Annotated in this window: 21 protein-coding genes; 11 read left to right on the forward strand and 10 right to left on the reverse strand. The window is 64.6% G+C overall.

Annotated elements, in window-relative coordinates; genetic code table 11:
- Positions 1–84: 84 nt before the first annotated feature.
- Together serS and D3D01_RS09445 are read right to left on the reverse strand one after the other, a co-directional pair.
- Positions 85–1467, reverse strand: coding sequence for a serine--tRNA ligase (gene serS, locus D3D01_RS09440; protein ID WP_121512016.1), 1383 nt, complete (start codon positions 1465–1467; stop codon positions 85–87).
- 76 nt (positions 1468–1543) lie between these two features.
- Positions 1544–1987 carry a universal stress protein gene (locus tag D3D01_RS09445; protein ID WP_101348899.1) on the reverse strand — a complete coding sequence of 148 codons (444 nt, stop codon included), beginning with the start codon at positions 1985–1987 and terminating at the stop codon, positions 1544–1546.
- Between the two features lie 107 nt (positions 1988–2094).
- Here D3D01_RS09445 and D3D01_RS09450 point away from each other — a divergent pair, with 107 nt between their 5' ends.
- Both D3D01_RS09450 and D3D01_RS09455 read left to right on the forward strand, forming a co-directional pair.
- Positions 2095–3003, forward strand: coding sequence for an MBL fold metallo-hydrolase (locus D3D01_RS09450; protein WP_121512017.1), 909 nt, complete (start codon positions 2095–2097; stop codon positions 3001–3003).
- A 107-nt stretch (positions 3004–3110) separates the two neighbouring features.
- Positions 3111–5015: a cation:proton antiporter gene (locus tag D3D01_RS09455; protein WP_121512018.1), complete on the forward strand. Its 1905-nt coding sequence runs from the start codon at positions 3111–3113 to the stop codon at positions 5013–5015.
- Here the strand turns inward: D3D01_RS09455 and D3D01_RS09460 are convergent.
- Positions 5012–5464 (reverse strand): PaaI family thioesterase, encoded by a 453-nt coding sequence (locus D3D01_RS09460; RefSeq protein WP_121512019.1) that lies wholly within the window; start codon positions 5462–5464, stop codon positions 5012–5014. The genes D3D01_RS09455 and D3D01_RS09460 overlap by 4 nt on opposite strands.
- Positions 5465–5661: 197 nt before the next feature.
- Here D3D01_RS09460 and D3D01_RS09465 point away from each other — a divergent pair, with 197 nt between their 5' ends.
- Positions 5662–6129, forward strand: a complete 468-nt coding sequence (locus D3D01_RS09465) for an NUDIX domain-containing protein (RefSeq protein ID WP_101348903.1) — start codon at positions 5662–5664, stop codon at positions 6127–6129.
- A 111-nt stretch (positions 6130–6240) separates the two neighbouring features.
- On the opposite strand, the gene D3D01_RS09470 is transcribed toward D3D01_RS09465, so the two are convergent.
- From D3D01_RS09470 to D3D01_RS24505, 4 genes are all read right to left on the reverse strand, one after another.
- Complete coding sequence (locus D3D01_RS09470; protein ID WP_121512020.1) at positions 6241–7374, reverse strand: thiolase family protein; 1134 nt, start codon at positions 7372–7374, stop codon at positions 6241–6243.
- Positions 7375–7484: 110 nt separating this feature from the next.
- Positions 7485–7955: a pyridoxamine 5'-phosphate oxidase family protein gene (locus tag D3D01_RS09475; protein WP_121512021.1), complete on the reverse strand. Its 471-nt coding sequence runs from the start codon at positions 7953–7955 to the stop codon at positions 7485–7487.
- Positions 7956–8043: 88 nt separating this feature from the next.
- The gene (locus D3D01_RS24500) at positions 8044–8202 is read right to left on the reverse strand and encodes a YegP family protein (RefSeq protein WP_233563292.1); all 159 of its coding nucleotides are present in this window, start codon (positions 8200–8202) and stop codon (positions 8044–8046) included.
- Between the two features lie 134 nt (positions 8203–8336).
- Positions 8337–8714 (reverse strand): hypothetical protein, encoded by a 378-nt coding sequence (locus D3D01_RS24505; RefSeq protein WP_233563294.1) that lies wholly within the window; start codon positions 8712–8714, stop codon positions 8337–8339.
- A gap of 180 nt (positions 8715–8894) precedes the next feature.
- Between D3D01_RS24505 and D3D01_RS09485 the strand changes: the two genes are divergently transcribed.
- From D3D01_RS09485 to D3D01_RS09500, 4 genes are all read left to right on the forward strand, one after another.
- A complete protein-coding gene (locus D3D01_RS09485; RefSeq protein WP_121512022.1) occupies positions 8895–10232 on the forward strand; it encodes an ATP-binding protein in 1338 nt (445 codons plus the stop codon).
- 82 nt (positions 10233–10314) lie between these two features.
- A complete protein-coding gene (locus D3D01_RS09490; RefSeq protein WP_121512023.1) occupies positions 10315–10590 on the forward strand; it encodes a hypothetical protein in 276 nt (91 codons plus the stop codon).
- Between the two features lie 44 nt (positions 10591–10634).
- Positions 10635–11510, forward strand: a complete 876-nt coding sequence (locus D3D01_RS09495; protein WP_121512024.1) for an MBL fold metallo-hydrolase — start codon at positions 10635–10637, stop codon at positions 11508–11510.
- Positions 11511–11572: 62 nt separating this feature from the next.
- Complete coding sequence (locus tag D3D01_RS09500) at positions 11573–11866, forward strand: hypothetical protein (protein WP_101348909.1); 294 nt, start codon at positions 11573–11575, stop codon at positions 11864–11866.
- 15 nt (positions 11867–11881) lie between these two features.
- Here the strand turns inward: D3D01_RS09500 and D3D01_RS09505 are convergent, their stop codons facing one another.
- The 3 genes from D3D01_RS09505 to D3D01_RS09515 form a co-directional block, all read right to left on the reverse strand.
- Positions 11882–12832, reverse strand: coding sequence for a DUF5787 family protein (locus D3D01_RS09505; protein WP_121512025.1), 951 nt, complete (start codon positions 12830–12832; stop codon positions 11882–11884).
- A gap of 42 nt (positions 12833–12874) precedes the next feature.
- Positions 12875–13051, reverse strand: a complete 177-nt coding sequence (locus D3D01_RS24040) for a hypothetical protein (RefSeq protein WP_199725384.1) — start codon at positions 13049–13051, stop codon at positions 12875–12877.
- 151 nt (positions 13052–13202) lie between these two features.
- Positions 13203–14090, reverse strand: a complete 888-nt coding sequence (locus D3D01_RS09515) for a helix-turn-helix transcriptional regulator (protein WP_121512026.1) — start codon at positions 14088–14090, stop codon at positions 13203–13205.
- Between the two features lie 398 nt (positions 14091–14488).
- On the opposite strand from D3D01_RS09515, the gene D3D01_RS09520 reads away from it, so the two are divergent.
- From D3D01_RS09520 to spt4, 4 genes are read left to right on the forward strand one after another with little or no spacing between them, the layout of a single operon-like run.
- The gene (locus D3D01_RS09520) at positions 14489–15718 is read left to right on the forward strand and encodes a translation initiation factor IF-2 subunit gamma (RefSeq protein WP_101348911.1); all 1230 of its coding nucleotides are present in this window, start codon (positions 14489–14491) and stop codon (positions 15716–15718) included.
- Positions 15718–16095, forward strand: coding sequence for a DUF188 domain-containing protein (locus D3D01_RS09525; RefSeq protein ID WP_101348912.1), 378 nt, complete (start codon positions 15718–15720; stop codon positions 16093–16095). Before D3D01_RS09520 ends, D3D01_RS09525 begins: the two co-directional genes overlap by 1 nt.
- Positions 16096–16098: 3 nt before the next feature.
- Positions 16099–16677 (forward strand): DNA-directed RNA polymerase, encoded by a 579-nt coding sequence (locus D3D01_RS09530; protein ID WP_004516007.1) that lies wholly within the window; start codon positions 16099–16101, stop codon positions 16675–16677.
- Positions 16677–16874 (forward strand): transcription elongation factor subunit Spt4, encoded by a 198-nt coding sequence (gene spt4, locus D3D01_RS09535; protein WP_080508795.1) that lies wholly within the window; start codon positions 16677–16679, stop codon positions 16872–16874. Before D3D01_RS09530 ends, spt4 begins: the two co-directional genes overlap by 1 nt.

Consider the following 16874-nt stretch of genomic DNA (forward strand, 5'->3'; position numbering starts at 1 on the left):
AATACTGTATTGAAATATGGTTCCGTGTAACACGACGCATACGAGAAAGCGGGACACCGGCTGAGCGAAACGGACCGCGGCGGCCTACTCTTTCTCGCCAGCGCCAACGGCGCTCTCGCCGATTTTCTCGGAGCCCTCGATGACTTCCTGGCCGCCCATGTACGGGCGGAGGGGTTCGGGCACGGTGATGGTGCCGTCGTCGTTCTGGTAGTACTCCATGATGGCGACGAGGACGCGGGGCACGGCCAGTCCGGACCCGTTCAGCGTGTGGAGGTAGTCGGCGGACTCGTGGCGCTCGGGGCGGTACCGCAGGCCGGCGCGGCGCGCCTGGAACTCCTCGAAATTCGACACCGAGGAGACTTCGAGCCAGCGGCCACCGCGGTCGGGACCGTCCTCCATGTCGTCGCCGGGAGCCCACACCTCGATATCGTACTTCTTGGCCTGCGTAAAGCCCATGTCCCCGGTACACATGTCGAGGACGCGGTAGGGTAGTTCGAGGCGGTCGAGCACTTCGGCAGCCTCGTCAAGCAGGCTCTCAAGCCGGTCGTAGCTGTTCTCCGGGCGGACGAAGTTGACGAGTTCGACCTTGTGGAACTGGTGGACGCGGACGTACCCCCGCGTCTCGGTCCCGTGTTCGCCGGCCTCGCGGCGGAAGTTCGGCGAGAACGCCTGATGTTTGACCGGCAGGTCGTCGTCCAGCAGAATCTCGTCGCGGTACATGTTGGTGACCGGCACCTCCGCCGTCGGCAGGAGCCACAGGTCGTCGCTGTCGTAGTCGTCGTCCTGTCTGGCTCCGACGCGGTAGGCGTCCTCGGCAAATTTGGGGAGCTGGCCGGTCCCTTCCATCGAATCGGAGTTGACGGGAATCGGCGGGAGTACGTCGACGTACTCCTGCTCGCGGTGGACATCGAGCATGAACTGGACGAGCGCGTGCTCTAGGCGCGCGCCCTCGCCCTTGACGAACTGGTAGCCGCCGCCGGACACCTTCGCGCCACGCTCGAAGTCGAGCAGGTCCAGTTCCTCGCCGAGGTCGTAATGCGGGACGACCTCGTCGGGCAGGTCCCGCAGGTCGTCGAATCCCTCGCGGTAGCGCTCGACGTTGTCTGCCTCGTCCTCGCCGGTCGGGACTGACTCGTGAGGGATGTTCGGCAGTTCAAGCAGGGCGTCTTCCAACTGGGACTCAAGTTCGTCGGCCCGCTCCTCGATATCCTGCAGTTCGTCTTTGAGTTCCTGCGAGCGGTCGATGGCCTCCTGTGCCTCCTCGTCCTTGCCCTCCTGTTTGAGCTGGCCGATTTTGCTCGACACTTCGTTGCGTTCCTGTCGCAGACCGTCGCCTTCGGCTTTCAGTTCCCGCCACTCCTCGTCTATTTCGAGGATTTCGTCGAGGTCGACGCCCGTGACGCCCTTCCGCTCGATAGCGTCACGAACCGTCTCGGGGTTCTCCCGGACGAACTGTCTCGATAACATGGCCGACGGTTCTCGACGGCAGAAATTAGTCGTGTCGGTCCCGCGGCAGAGCGACCCCGGCTGTCGGCCCGTCCCGCTACGACTCGCCGCCGACCTTGGTCGCAAGTACCGGGACCGGCGAGGCCCGAACGACCGACTCGGTAACGCTGCCGATGAGTTCCCGGGACGGTCCGGTCCGGCCCTCCGTCGCCATTACGATGATGTCGATGTCGTGGCGCTCGACGTACGCCACGACTTCCTCGTGGGGCACGCCCTGTTCAACTGCTGTCGTCACTGCGTCGATACCGGCGTCTTCGGCCTGTGCACGCAGGTCGTCGACAGCCTGCTGCCCAGCGTCGGCGAGGCGGTCGTAGATGCTGCTGTCCTCGAAGTCGGGAATCTGGTCGACTACCTGTTCGGTTTCGAGGACGTGTAGCGCGTGCAGACTCGCGTCGTGGCGCTGTGCGAGGTCGATGGCGTGTTCGGCTGCAGTGGCAGACCCGTCGGAGCCGTCGGTCGGAACGAGTACGGCGTCGTACATACAGTGGTGTTTCTGATTCCGGGTAAATGGCTTTGCGCTTCCTCCCTATCAACTGTCAGGACAGCCGCAGCACAACGGTTTTGCCCCCGCCGGTCACGAGGAACTGTATGGGAATCGGTGACGTTTACGAGGTGACGGTCGGGGACTGCACGGACGTCCACTACGTCGACACCGGGATGTACGACGTAGCCGAGTACGGTTCCGTCTACATCATCGACGCCGAGCGACCGGCACTGGTCGACACTGGTATCGGTGCGCGACACGAGAACATCCTTTCAGCCATGGAGTCAGTCGGCATCGCGCCTGAGGACCTGGAAGTCATTGCGGCGACCCACGTCCATCTGGACCACGCTGGCGGGGCCGGCTACCTCGCCGAAGACTGCCCAAACGCGACGGTCTATGTCCACGAATCCGGCAAACGCCACCTCGTCGACCCCGAGCGGCTCTGGGAGGGGACAAAACACGCCGTCGGTGACCAGATCGAGTTCTACGGGAAGCCGGTCCCGGTCGCCGAAGACCGTATCGAGACGCTGACCGACGGCGACGTGATCGACCTGGGCGACCACTCGCTGGATGTCCTGCACGCACCGGGTCACGCCCCCCATCAGGTCGTCTTCTACGACCCCGCCGTCGACGGCGTGTTCACCGCCGACGCCGCCGGTATCTACACGCCGTCGACCGACGAGATGCACGTCACGACCCCGCCGGTGAACTTCACGCTTGAGGGTTCCCTCGACGACGTGGCGATGTTACGGGACCTCGACCCAGAGATTCTCATGTTCGGCCACTACGGCCCAGCCGAAACCGGCGACAAACTGGCGACATACGCCGAGATTCTGCCCGAGTGGGTCGCCGAAGTCGAGCGAAAGCGCGCGGAACTCGACGACGACGAGGCGGTCATCGAGCACTTCGTCGAGCAGGCCGACACCGATCTCTGGGGCGAGCGCAAGGGCCGCGCCGAGATGCGCCTGAACGTCCGCGGCGTCCTCGTGGCGCTCGATAACCGGAAAGAATAGTCAGTGTCATAACGGGCCTGAAACTGGGTGATGGTGCCCCCGTCTGCCGGTGAGTGAATGCGCTTATACGGTGGCGACGCGATAGCCCGGACAGATGGAGGCCAACTGTGGCTGGTAGTTCGGGGCTACTGATTCCGCTCGTCGCCGGCATCATCGGACTTGGCGTCCTTGCACAGGTCCTCGCCGCACGCCTGCGCGTCCCCAGTATCATCTTCTACCTGCTGGTGGGTGTCATCATCGGCCAGCCTGGACTGGACATCATCGGTGATGGTACCTTTGGCGGGGCGCTGTCGGCAATCGTCGGCTTAGCAGTCGCAATCATCGTTTTCGAGGGGGCCTATCACCTCCGATTTGACCGTCTGCGCGAGGCCCCGGCCGCCACGTTCAGGCTCGTAACCGTCGGTGCGGCTATCGCACTCGTCGGCACCGCTATCGCCGTCAAGTTCGCGTTCAGTTCCGCGGCCGTCTCCTGGAACCTCGCGTTCCTTATCGGTGCGTTGCTGGTCGCGACCGGGCCGACGGTCATCACGCCGATTCTCGATGTTGTCCCGGTTCGAGACCGCGTTGCCGCCGCGCTGGAGACGGAAGGGATCGTCAACGACGTGACCGCGGCCATCATCGCTGTCGTCATCTTCGAGACGGTCAATCCGGCCGTCGCCAGTGAGAACCTCCTCCGGGGATTTGCCCTTCGACTGGGGACGGGGCTACTGGTTGGCCTCATCGTCGCTGGCGTGGTGTACTACCTCCTCCAGTACGTCGACCTCTCGCCCGGTGACGCACCGCGGAACTCCCGACTGCTCGTCCTCGCCGGGGCGCTCATCGCATACGCGGGCGCGAACACGATAGCGACCGAGGCCGGCGTCGCCGCCGCCGCCACGGCGGGGATGGCGCTCGGGAACGTCGACCACCCGTACGAGGAAGATATCGAGGAGTTCAAAGGCGACATCACGTTGCTGGTGCTGTCGTTCGTGTTCATCGCCCTGGCGGCGCAACTGGAACTGGCCTCGCTCATTGATGTCGGGCTAGCGGGCATCATCGTCGTCCTCGCGGTCGCTCTGCTCATCCGCCCGCTGCTGGTGTTCGTCTCGACTGTCGGTGACCGGTTTACGACCAACGAGAAGCTGTTCGTCAGCTTCGTGGGGCCGCGCGGTATTATTCCGGCGTCCGTCGCGACGCTGTTTGCCGTTGAACTGAACGCCGCGGCCGAGGAGGTCACCGGGGCACAGGCCGAACTGCTGGGGACGCAGGCGGATATCCTGCTGGGCACCGTCTTCCTCGTTATTTTTGCGACCGCCCTGTTTGAGGGCGGACTGGCGCGCTACATTGCGGAAAAACTGGATGTGATACCAATGCGAGTCATCATCGTCGGCGGCGGACAGGTGGGCCGAGCGCTCGCCGCACGCCTCGAAGACCGGGGCGAGAACGTCGTCATCATCGAACAGGACGAAGAGACCGTCGAACGAGCCCGCAACGAGGGATACGCCGTCGAGATCGGCGACGGCACCGACACCGACGTGTTGCGGTCGGCCGGGGCCGAGAACGCCAAGACCGTCGTCGCGGCGACCGGTGACGATGACGCGAATCTGCTGGTGTCTCAGCTGGCGAGTTCGAAGTTCAGCGTCGACCGAGTGATAGCCCGCGCGAACAATCCGGACAACGTCGAAGCCTTCGAGGACCTCGGCGTCCGGACCATCTCCTCAGCGATGGCGACGGCATGGGCCATCGACAACCAGATCGAGCGCCCGGCTATCGCTCACTGGATGACCGATGTCGGTCGGAGCGGCGATGTTCAGGAGGTCGCGGTCAAGAACCGGGAACTCATCGGCAAGCCGATCCGCGAGATCGGGCCGATGCTGCCCGACGCCTGTCTGGTCGCGCTCGTCAGCGGGGACCTCCACGAGAATGCCGAGGTACCCACGGCCGACTACGTCCTCGAAGAAGGCGACATGGTGACGCTGCTGGGCCGCCGAGAGTCCGTGCGCGACGGAATGAAGATGGTCAGTGGCGATTAGTCGTCAGTCAGGTGGGTGACCTCTGATTCGTCGACGCCTGCTGTCCACGGCGACTCCCCGCGATCGCCGTCCGTCTTGTACGTCCCACGAGCGCTTGCGATGTGGTGGCCGTCGGTGTCGTACACTTCTGCATCGACGACGGAGACGCTCCCGCCGCTTCGGATGACCTCCGCCTCAGTCCGTAAATCGGCGGTCGCTGGCGCGAGGTAATCGATCCGCATGTCGACCGTCGGTGAGACGGTGCCGGATTGCGAGACGACGGCCGCCCCGCCGACGGTGTCGACGAGCGAGTACGTGACGCCACCGTGTGCGATTATCGATTCGGGGTTCGAGGAGTGGCCGTCCTCCAGCGGGAGTTCGCCCGCCGCATACCCGTCATCGACAGCCGTGATCTCCATCCCTAACTGCTTGACAAACGGGATGTCGTTGAACATCGATTTGAGACTCATAGCTGTCCCCACGGAATCGAGTCTGATAAGCCTCCGAGAACGGACAACAACGGGTCAGGTGTGGGCGTTTACCCGGATCCGCTCTGCTGTCAGTCGTTTACTCCCAATCACTGTCCCTCTTTGGCCCCTGATGACCTAATATGATTTTAGGCAGATATGTGGGTACTACTATATGTTCCCCGTCGCAACCAGATGCTATGCAACCACAGCGGGCGACGTACGTAAAGAAAGCCTGTGCCTACATCACCAGAAACGGGTCGGAACTTCTGGTGTTCGACGGGCCGGGCCACGACGGGCTACAGATACCAAAAGGAACTGTTGAACCGGGCGAGGAACCGCGGGTCGCCGTCCAGCGCGAGGCCGTCGAGGAGAGCGGTCTAGCCTCCTTCGAGCACCTGCGACATATCGCCACCGACGTCTGGACGCGTCGCCAGTCCCCGCCGAAGCGGTACGTGCGGTCGTTCTACCATCTTCCCGTTCACGAGTCCCGGGACCACTGGGTCCACACCGTCACCGGGACGGGCGAGGAGCGCGGCGCGGAGTTCGAGTTCTCGTGGGTTGACCTCCCGACCGATGCCACCTTCGCACTCGACCTTGACGACTATCTCCACTCGCTGACGAGTCCCGCCAAGGCGACGACAGCTGGCGATGTGGCTGCCGATTAGCGACAGCCTTCTCTCAAATAGTGGTCACGCGAGCGTCGCAACGGTCGCAAATCACGGAGCCACAAGCGACGGACTGCGGTAGCGTACTGCACCCGCGCCGACAGCGGCCGTTCAGGGTAGCCGGAACTCGATGGCCGCACCCTGACCGAAGCCGACACACTCGGTCGCCAGACCAAGCTCCGCGTCACGGCGGTTCATCTCGTGGACGAGCGTCACTGGCAGTCGGGCACCGGAGGCCCCGAGCGGGTGACCGATGGCGATTGCGCCGCCGTTGACATTGTAAATGTCGTCGTCGAAGTCGAGTTCGCGCTGACAGTACAGACACTGGGATGCGAAGGCCTCGTTGAGTTCCACGAGGTCGTAGTCGCCCGTCTCACGGTCCGTCCGTTCGGTGAGTTTGCGAACGGCGGGGACTGGCCCGATACCCATTACCGTCGGGTCGACGCCGGCGACTTCGTGGGAACCGATTTCCGCCAAGATGTCGAGTCCGCGATCCTCCGCGAACTCGCGTGACGTGACCATCAGCCCCGCCGCGCCGTCGGAAACTTGCGAGGCGTTGCCGGGTGTGACCGTCCCGTCCGATTTGAACACCGTCGGAAGCTGGGACAGCTTTTCCAACGTGGTGTCGGGACGGATACCTTCGTCTGCTTCGAGTTGCCCGTCATCGGTATCGATAGGGACAATCTCGTCGTCGAAGCGACCGGACTCCGTCGCGTCGGCGGCGCGCTGGTGGCTCCGGAGTGCGTACTCGTCTTGTTCCTGACGGGTGACTTCCATCTCGCTGGCGACCTTTTCCGCGGTCATTCCCATCTGGAGTTCGCCGATGTTGTAGTGTTCGGCCAGTCGCGGGTGGACGTTGTGGGTGTTCTCGTCCATCTGCACGCGGGACATCGACTCGACGCCGCCGGCGATGAGCACGTCGCGCTGGCCGGCCGCGATAGCGTCGGCAGCCCGCATCAGCGCCTCGGCGGAGGACGCACACCAGCGGTTGATCGTCGATGCGGGGACGCTCTCGCCGAGGTCGGACAACAGCGCGATGACTCGGGCCATGTTGTTGCCCTGTTCCCCGCGCTGCTGGGCACACCCCCACAGCAGGTCGTCGGCCTCGTCGGCCTCGACGCCGGTCGACGCGAGCAACTGGTTGATAAGCGGCACCGAGAGGTCTTCGCTCCGGACGCCGGCGAGTGCGCCGTCCTCCTTTCCTTGTGGCGTTCTGACTGCGTCCACGATGACAGGTGTGGGCATGGACAACGGAACGTTTCGGCCTGTGTTAAATCCTGACAAACTCGACACAGTGGGGGAACCGTTGTCGCCTGCCCGGTCCGACCGCTACCCGTCGCGGTCGGGCGACGGGGTCACTCTGGCTCGAACCCCGGTGGGAGGCCAGCGTGTCTGAGTCCTTCCCGCTCGTCGATATGGAAGCGGTAGACTGTGATGTCGCCGTCTTCGATAGCGTCCCTGAACAGTTCCGGCCGCCATGCCGTATCGAGCACGCCCGCGAGGTCGTCCCACTCGGACTCGGGGACGGCCTCGATACTGCCCTGCAACAGGACGCTCTCCCAGTGGAACATCGACTCGACTTTGTACACGAGCACGGTCGCGTCCGCTGCCGCTTCGGTCAACTGTTGCTTGCGGCTCGCCGACCCGCCGACGAAGGTGAAATACAGCGCGCTGTCGCCGTCGTAGCCAAACGACAGGGGAATCATGTACGGGCCGCTCTCGGTCGGCAGGCCGAGCACGCCGACACGCTGGTTCGACAGGAACGCCCCGATGTTGTCGTCGTCCATGCGCCTGAGTCCGGCCGCTTCGAGCCTCTCTACTGTCATATGAGTGTAACTTCGACCGAAAACTGCTTAATTAATTCGGCTATTCTTCCTGACGGAGAATCCCGGTCCGAGGGGCGCTCCGGCGACGCTACTCCGTTTGCGGCGCACCAGGCGGGTGGCGCTTGACCCGCTTGATTGCGGCGACGGCCTTGTTGCGCTCGGCGTACCCCTCGCCGGAGTCGGCGACGATTTCGCCATTGTGGTGGCAGAGCCGCCAGCGCCACTCCGCACCCCGGTCCTCGTACACTTCGAAGGCCGCACTCCCGGTCTCAAGCAGGTCGGCGTAGGACTGGACCCGCTCGCGGCTCGCCTGTTCGGCGGCCTGGGACTGCTGTGTCGCTTCCCGCGCGGCCGTCTCGGCCTCCCGGGTAGCCTGTTCGGCTACTTCCGTCGCTGTCCCGTCCGTATGGCCTCGGCATCGACCTCTTTCCGGCCGGTCAGCAGCGGAGAAACGACCGCGCCGACTGCCATCAGCGCCAGCCCCACGATGTACAGCGTCACCGCCGGGTTCCCCTCGGGACCGGTCCAGTTCGACGGGTAGAACGTGGTGAACCACACGATTGCGACCAGCCCGACCACGACACCGACGGACGTGAGTATCAGGCCCCGGCGTGTCAGCGGCAGTCTGGTGGTAGGGCCCGCAAACAGCGAGATGAGCCCGATAGCACCGAGGAGATAGGCCAACTGCCGGGGCGTGCTCCGCGAGCCTGTCAGGTAAAACAGGAGAAGGCCGACGATACACAGCACGATGCCGAACACGAACAGCCAGTACCCGTAGGCCTCGTCGTCGGTCGTTGGTCACCGATGCGGTCCCGGTACACCGAGAGTAGTGTGTTATTAGTTGCCACGATAAGGGTTCACTGGGGTGATATATTACCTTGGTGTCGGCCACCGGGGCTTCGAGTGACTTATACCGGTCGCGTGGTAACATCAGTGGGAATGAGCAATCCGGAACTGGATGTCGTTGAGTTTCTGCTGACGGCCACTATCTACAGCGAGCGGCGAGACCTCGAGCCGGACGACCTGCCGGCCTCGTACCGGTCCGTCTTCTGGAGCGACGGCGAGATCGAACGGCCGTTGTCGGTCACTAACACAACCGCGAGCGAGGCCACCGGCGTCGAGCGCCCCTGGGCGGCCATCTCCGGCCTGATGTTCACCGACCGCGACGACTTCTCGGGGAGCATCTCCCTGACCGACCGCGACCTCGCCGAGGAGTGGTTCCTCGAACGGGTCGACGTCTCGGCTCTCGAAGACAACCCGGTTCTGGCGAAAGCCTTCGAGGACCAGGTCGAGGGTGCTGACTACGAGCGGGCTCGCGAGCAGAACCGACCGTCGCGCGCCGACCGCGCGTTCATCGACGCCAAACTGGAGGAGGCGTTCGACACCGACGACGAGGACGACGAGGAGATGCTGGACCTGGTCGACGTGCGCGCCCCCGAGGAGGTGGAGATGACGCTGGCCGATCTGGTGTTGACTACTGATCAGGAAGACGAGATCCAGAAGATCGTCAAGGCCATCGAGCATCGCGACTACCTCGCCCGGATCGGCCTGCGAGAGATCGGGAAACTCCTGTTTGTCGGCCCGCCGGGGACCGGGAAGACCAGCGTCGCTCGCGCGCTCGCACACGACCTCGACCTCCCCTTCGTCGAAGTGAAGCTGTCGATGATTACCAGCCAGTACCTCGGCGAGACGGCCAAGAACGTCGAGAAGGTCTTCGAGGTCGCAAAGCGGCTCTCGCCGTGTATCCTCTTTATGGACGAGTTCGACTTCGTCGCCAAGACCCGCTCCTCGGACGAACACGCCGCCATCAAGCGCGCCGTCAACACGCTCCTCAAGAGCATCGACGAGATTTCGCTCATTCAGGACGAGGTGTTGCTCATCGGCGCGACGAACCACCCCGACCAGCTCGACGCCGCCGCCTGGCGACGTTTCGACGAAATCGTCAATTTCCCCAAGCCGGACCACGGGATGCGCGCGGACATCCTCCGCATCGTCACCCAGCAGATGGATATCGACGATTTCGACCCGGAGACACTGGCGGACCTCACCGAGGGGCTGACCGGCAGCGACCTCCGACTCGTGCTCCGTGAGGCTGTCCTCAACGCGCTAACCGAGGAGCGCACCACGCTGACCCAGCAGGACCTCGAAGACGCCATCATCGACTTCGAGGAGCGTGACAACCTCAAGAACATGGACATGATGGACGGCGATGCCGACGCGCTGGTCGCCGGGAGCGGCGGCTTCTCCGGCGACGGCGGCAGCGATCACGACCACTGAGGCGGCTTATCAGCGCAGGAACCCGTTCCGGCTGTCGGTATGAGCGATTTACTTATCACTACAGAAACCATTCTCTGCAGCCATGGCTGACGACCCCGTGTTCACTGAGACAGACGACCCCGCCGAGTCGTGGGTTGACGTTCGCATGACTGATCCGCAGGAAGGCGAGTGGGACGTAGACGTGGTTATCGCCGAGAAGCAAGTCGAGTACGTCGACCTGCGCATCCGGCCGGAGTTACTTGAGGGATTCTTCGAGTGTCTGTTCGACGACCTCTCGGACGAGCGCGCTCGGTCCCTGCTGGCGGCGACGATAGAGCGACAGGATATCGACCCCGCGATGTTCGTCGACGAGGAGTAACGAAAGCGAGGGGCTTACGCGGGTCGCCCTCTGACCCATAGGTAATGGAGGTCACGCTGCTTGGGACCGGCGACACGACTGGGACGCCGACTGTCCAGTGCGACTGTGACACGTGCGAACGGGCGCGCGACCCCGACGAGGAACTCCGGGCCCGCGTCCGCGAACGCGGCATCGACCCGACGGGGGGCGTCGAACGGTCGCGCTTCTCCGTCGCCGTGGCGAACGACGAAACCGGCGAGTCGCTGCTGATTGATCTGAGTCCGGACTTCCGTCACCAGTTCCTCCGTGAGTCGGTCCCGCTACCGGACGCGGCCATCGTCACGCACGTCCACTTCGACCACCTCGACGGCCTCGGCAACGCCTACCGCCTGTTCGACGACCTGCCGGTCCACGCCGCTGACGAGACGGACCCGGTGACCGACGAGAGCGTCGCCGAGAGTGTCCGGAGCCGCTATGATTACCTCGATACGGTCTCGGTCCACGCACAGACGCCGTTCGAGCCGTTCAGTGTCGCGGGCTTCGAGGTGACCCTCGTCCCGGTCACGCACCCGCCGCTGCTGTGTTACGGTCTACGCATCGAGGAGCCCCAGACCGGCGCGGTACTGTCGATATCCGGGGACACCTGTTACGACGTGCCCGAGCGCTCGAAATCCGCGCTGACCGGTGCCGACCTCGCGCTCGTCGAGGGCATCGTCCACCCGGAGGCCTGCGAGTACCACCCGAAAGGCGGCGCTCACCACGACGCGGACGGTGTGCCGCGGACCTTTGGCACGAAACACATGACCTTGCCCGGTGCGCGGGACTTCGCCGACGACATCGCGGCCGACGACTACCGTATCGTCCACACCGCCCATTACGTCCCCGCGGACCGAGCCTTCGCCGACGATATCGGACTCGACGGCGAGCGGTTCACGCTCTAATGTCGCGCTCGGCTGGATGAAACAGGCCGTAGCTTATAGGCACTGGCGCATGATCCGGCTGTATGGACAGGCGTGGCATCGCGGAGATCGGTGGGCTGTCGCTGGCCGGCGGCGTCCTCGCAATCGCCGGTCAGCAGATCATCGCGAACAGCATCGACTGGGTGTTTGTCGTGGGGCTGGTAGCCTGTGTCGGGATTGCGGCCGCAGCGAACTATCAGGCCAGAACGAAACACGCAGCCAAGGTCGCCACCGAAGCCCCGGCGGTGACCGAAGACAACTACGAACAGCACGGCCGCCCGACCGCCGGCGACGGCGGTGTCCCGCCCGATGATGCGCAATCAGGCGACGAACGGTAGCCTTGCCGACTTCTTCTAGCCGAACCGATCTAGTCCCGACTGGCGTCGCCTGCGTCCGTCGGGGTCTGCCCGCCACGGCGTCCGCTCGGCCCGGAGCGCGTCGCCGTCGATGGCCGGCGGGTCGGCCGCTTCGTACCCCCCGCAGTCCGGTCCGCACTCGTCGCTCTCCCGGACCGCGCGGTCCTTCCACTGACAGTACGGAATCCCGTCGCTATCCGGCGAGCATCGCTCGCACGAGGGGTAGTCGAAACTCCGCCACCCCTTGCCGTAGGCTCGCTCGGCCAACTGCCGGCGCGTGCGGGCCTTCTCAGCGGCGCTGACCACGCGCACGTCCGCCCGAACCGGACGCTCGTCGAGGAGTTCGACACCGGCGTCGTCTGTCGGCAGTGGTGTCGCCTCCCGACGGACATCTATCGTTCTGCTGTCGGCGTCGAACCGCCAGACGCCGACTTCCTCTGGAATTCGGTTGAGGTGCGCTCCGGTAACGTAAGAGGCCGTCGCCAGTACGACGCGGTCGGCGAGCGCGAGAGAGACATCGGTCCGCAACTGCGATTCCAAGTCGCCGGGCCGGCCCAGGTCCGGCTTGTTCTCGATGGCGACGATTTCGCCGACCCAGTTGGGGTACCGCGTCGTCTGGCGGACGTAGGTCCGGCCGCCGCGGCGCTCGCGTTCGAAGAACCCGCGCTCGACCGCCAGTTCGACGGCGCGCTCGGCGCGGTCGGGATGGCAGTCGAAGGCGTCCTTCCAGTATCGCGCCCGACCCGGGCCGACGCTGCTTTCGATGGCCGCCGTCGGCAGCCGTTCGGGAGTGATGGCTGCTCGCTCGTCGAACTCGGGTCCCGGCTCGACAACGACGGTGTCGAGGACGCGCCGGCCGTGGACAGCGCCGCCGAGCTGGCGGCTCACCAGCCGGCCCTCGCGTTCGAGGTGGGCACACAGCGCCAGTTCGAAGTCGAACTCCCGCACGACTGGAGGCAGGGCCGGGACGGGCAAAAGCACCGCGCCCGGTTACCGAGTCGCGACGAAGAAACAGGTCAGCGCCGCCAGCCCGAGGACTGGACTCTGTGAGAGTATCGTCAGTAAGCCGAGATAGGCAGCCAGCACTCCGAGCAGGGAACGGGCGGTCAGCGGTGGATACGTCGGCCGGTACAGTTCGGCATCGGCGTAGGGCGCGGGTTGGTACATTACAGTGAAACGATGGTCCCAAGCTCAGATAAGTATAATCTGAATGATATTTCTGTGGAAGACGCGTACCGGCGCTCTCCTGAAGACGATTTCAGTCAGCACGAAAACAGCTCGCTGGGGCCAGCACCGCCCGCATATCCGGCGGGTCGGCTCAGTGTTTGCAGGCCTGTCGCTCGAACTCGACCGGCTGTAGGTCGCCGTCCAGATAGGCGGTCAGTTCAGCTTCTGCCAGCGGAATCCGGACCGCAAGCCGCCACGGGTCGGTGTCTTCGACGGTGGTATACTGGTCGTCGACACACCAGGGGAGCGTCCAGTAGGGTCGACTCGACAGGTCGACGCCGTGGTCGTCGTAGAACGCTGCGACGCGGGAGTCGTCCAGTAGCGTCAGCCCGACGGGCGAACAGAGTTCGTGACGACACCGTTCGCAGACGAACTCGGCGCGGACCGACACGTCGAGACAGCAGTCGCCGTCGCGAGAGATCTCCGTCCCCATCCGGCCGGCGCAGTCCGGGCAGACGCCGTCGGCGGCCAGACAGTGGAGGTGGCGCACCCGTTCGGCGAAGGCCGTGGCGACTTCCGCTGGCGTCCGGTCGACCAGACCGCCCGGCGGGAACGGGTACTCGCCGTGGGCTTTCCCGCAGTCCTTGCAGTCGATAGCGAACTGCTCGCCGGCGTACTCGGCCAGCAGGCCGCCGCCACACCGCGTACAAGCGCCGGTCACCCGGAACGGGTCGATGTCGGGCGTCCGCGTGAACGTTCCCGCCCGCACCGCGCGGATGACCTGCGCCCCGGCGTGCCGGAGGTCATACCCGTCTGCTCCCTGGCTGACGAACTGGCCGGTGAGTTCCTGCAGGTGATAGTTGAACTGCCCGCTGTCGCCCAGTTCGACATCGTCGAACAACTCTGAGAAGCGAACCGGCCGGTCGTCTGCGCGCCACAGCGCCTCCAAGATGTCTAGGCGCGTCTCGCTCGCGATGACCGAGAATGCTGTCGCTGGGTCGATGTCTGCATCTGTTTCGGGGGACTCATCGACTCGCATCGTACGCTAATCTGTTCCCCTGGGAACAAAAGCGTTCACAGAAACACAGTTACGTAACAGGTCCGACAGGAACGGGCCGAAATCCGCACGTGTCTCAGCGTCTGCATCCCGCACAGCGGACGCGGCTCGACCTTTTGTCACGGACGACGACAGGGGCTGCCTTGCTACCTCCCCAGCTATCGCAACGGCGACTGCCGCCGTGACATCCGACTCGTACAGCCCGCCGCTCGCACCAACCGACAGGCGTGGCGTCGCTATAGCAAGGGCGAGACCGAGCAAGACGGTGCCGTCGCCGCCGTCAGGCGGGACCAGATCGGCGATTGAACGGGGGCCGTCGGGGCGCAAACAGTAGGTTTATCAGTTGCACGCGGCGAAACTCCACCAAGATTACTCTCGAAATGACATCGAACAAACAACCGGAGGTGAACATCGGACTCGTCGGGCACGTCGACCACGGAAAGACGACGCTCGTACAGGCGCTGTCCGGCGAATGGACCGACCAGCACTCCGAGGAGATGAAACGCGGTATCTCTATCCGACTCGGCTACGCCGACGCGACGTTCCGTCGCTGCCCGGAGGCCGAGGAGCCGGAGGCCTTTACCGTCGACGAGCACTGCGACGACCACGACGTCGACACCGACCACCTCCGGACGGTGTCGTTCGTGGACGCGCCCGGCCACGAGACGCTGATGGCTACCATGCTGTCCGGTGCGGCCATCATGGACGGGGCCGTCCTCGTCATCTCGGCGACGGAGCCTGTCCCGCAGGCCCAGACCGAGGAACACCTGAGCGCGCTCGATATCATCGGCATCGACAACATCGTCATCGCCCAGAACAAGGTCGACCTCGTCGACGAGGAGCGGGCGATGCAGAACTACGAGCAGATTCAGGAGTTCGTCGAAGGCACCGTCGCTGAAGGCGCACCGATTGTCCCCATCAGCGCGGGTCAGGAGGCCAACATCGACCTGCTCATCGAGGCCATCCAGTCTGAGATTCCGACGCCGGAACGGGACCCAGACGAGGACGCCCGCATGATGGTCGCACGCTCGTTCGACATCAACCGACCCGGAACGACCTGGGAGGACCTGATGGGCGGCGTGCTGGGCGGCTCGCTCGTGAGCGGGCAACTGGACGTCGATGACGAGATTGAACTCCGTCCCGGTCGCGAGGTCGAGGAAGGCGGCCAGACGGAGTGGCAGCCCGTCACGACGACGGTCCGGTCGCTCCAGTCGGGCGGTGACTTCGTGGACACGGTCACGCCGGGTGGTCTGCTCGGCGTCGGGACCGGTCTCGACCCCGCCATCACGAAAGGCGACGCGCTCGCCGGGCAGGTCGCCGGGCCGCCCGGAAGCCTCCCGCCGGTCCACGAGACGTTCACGATGGACGTAGACTTGCTGGAACGCATCGTCGGTGACGATGGCGGCGAGGTCGACGAGATATCGACCGGCGAACCGCTCATGCTGACTATCGGCACCGCCACGACTGTCGGTTCAGTCACGAGCGCGCGCGACGACGAATGTGAAGTCGCGCTCAAGCGCCCGGTCTGTGCGGCGTCGGGCTCGAAGATCGCTATCAACCGCCGCGTCGGTGCTCGGTGGCGGCTCATCGGTGTCGGCACGCTGCGGTGATGATTGTGCTGGACACGAACGCGCTGATGATGCCGGTCGAATGCAACGTGCGACTGTTCGAGGAACTCGACAGAGTGCTGCCAGACGCGACGGACTACGTCGCGCCCGCCGCCGTCCGCGACGAGCTAGCGAAACTGGCCGACGGGGCTGGCGCGGAAGCGACCGCCGCTTCGGTCGGACAGGACCTGCTGGATCGGTGCACGGTTCGGGAGACGACGGCGGACTACGCGGACGACGCCGTCCTCGAACTGGCACAGACAGACGATGCGACACACGCGGTCACGAACGACGCCCCCCTCAAACGACGCCTGCTGGACGCGGGCGTTCCAGTAATTAGTTTAAGGGGCCGGAACAAACTGGGTATCACTCAACCATAACACATGTATAAACGGGTACGCCTACGCGATACGGTCGAAGTCCCGCCACGCTTTCTGGCGGAGGTCAGTCCGGGGCTGGTCAAACGGCTCCTGCAAGAGAAGCTCGAAGGTCGGATGGACGAGGACGTCGGCAGCGTCGTCTCGGTCATCGAGGTCCACGACATCGGTACCGGTGCCGTGTTGCCGAACAAGCCCGGCGTCTACTACGAGGCCGAGTTCGACGCGCTCACGTTCGACCCGCAGATGCAGGAAGTGGTCGACGGAGAGGTCGTCGAAGTCGTCAACTTCGGGGCCTTCATCGGCATCGGGCCGGTCGACGGGCTGCTGCACGTCTCCCAGATATCCGACGAGTATCTGGCATACGACGAGGAGAACCAGCAACTCGCCTCTCGCGAGTCCAACCGCACGCTCACCGTCGGCGACGCCGTCCGGGCGCGTATCGTCACCAAGAGCATCGACGAGCGCAATCCCCGCGACTCCAAGATCGGCCTGACGGCGAAACAGGTCGGCCTGGGCAAGCACGGCTGGCTTCAGGAGGAGCGCGAGCGCCGCGAAGGCACGGCGGAAGCCGGTGATAGCTGATGGCGGACCGCCTCGTCTGTCGCGACTGTCACCGTGTCCAGAGTGCGGAGATCGAAAGCCAGTGTGAGGCCTGTGGCGGCACCGCACTGACCGAGGACTGGGCCGGCTACGTCGTCATCGCGCACCCGGAGCGCTCCGACATCGCCGCCGAGATGGAAGTGACCGAGCCGGGCAAGTACGCGCTGAAAGTCCGCTAA

Source organism: Haloarcula sp. Atlit-7R, from assembly GCF_003666065.1.
Classification (GTDB): Archaea; Halobacteriota; Halobacteria; order Halobacteriales; family Haloarculaceae; genus Haloarcula; species Haloarcula taiwanensis.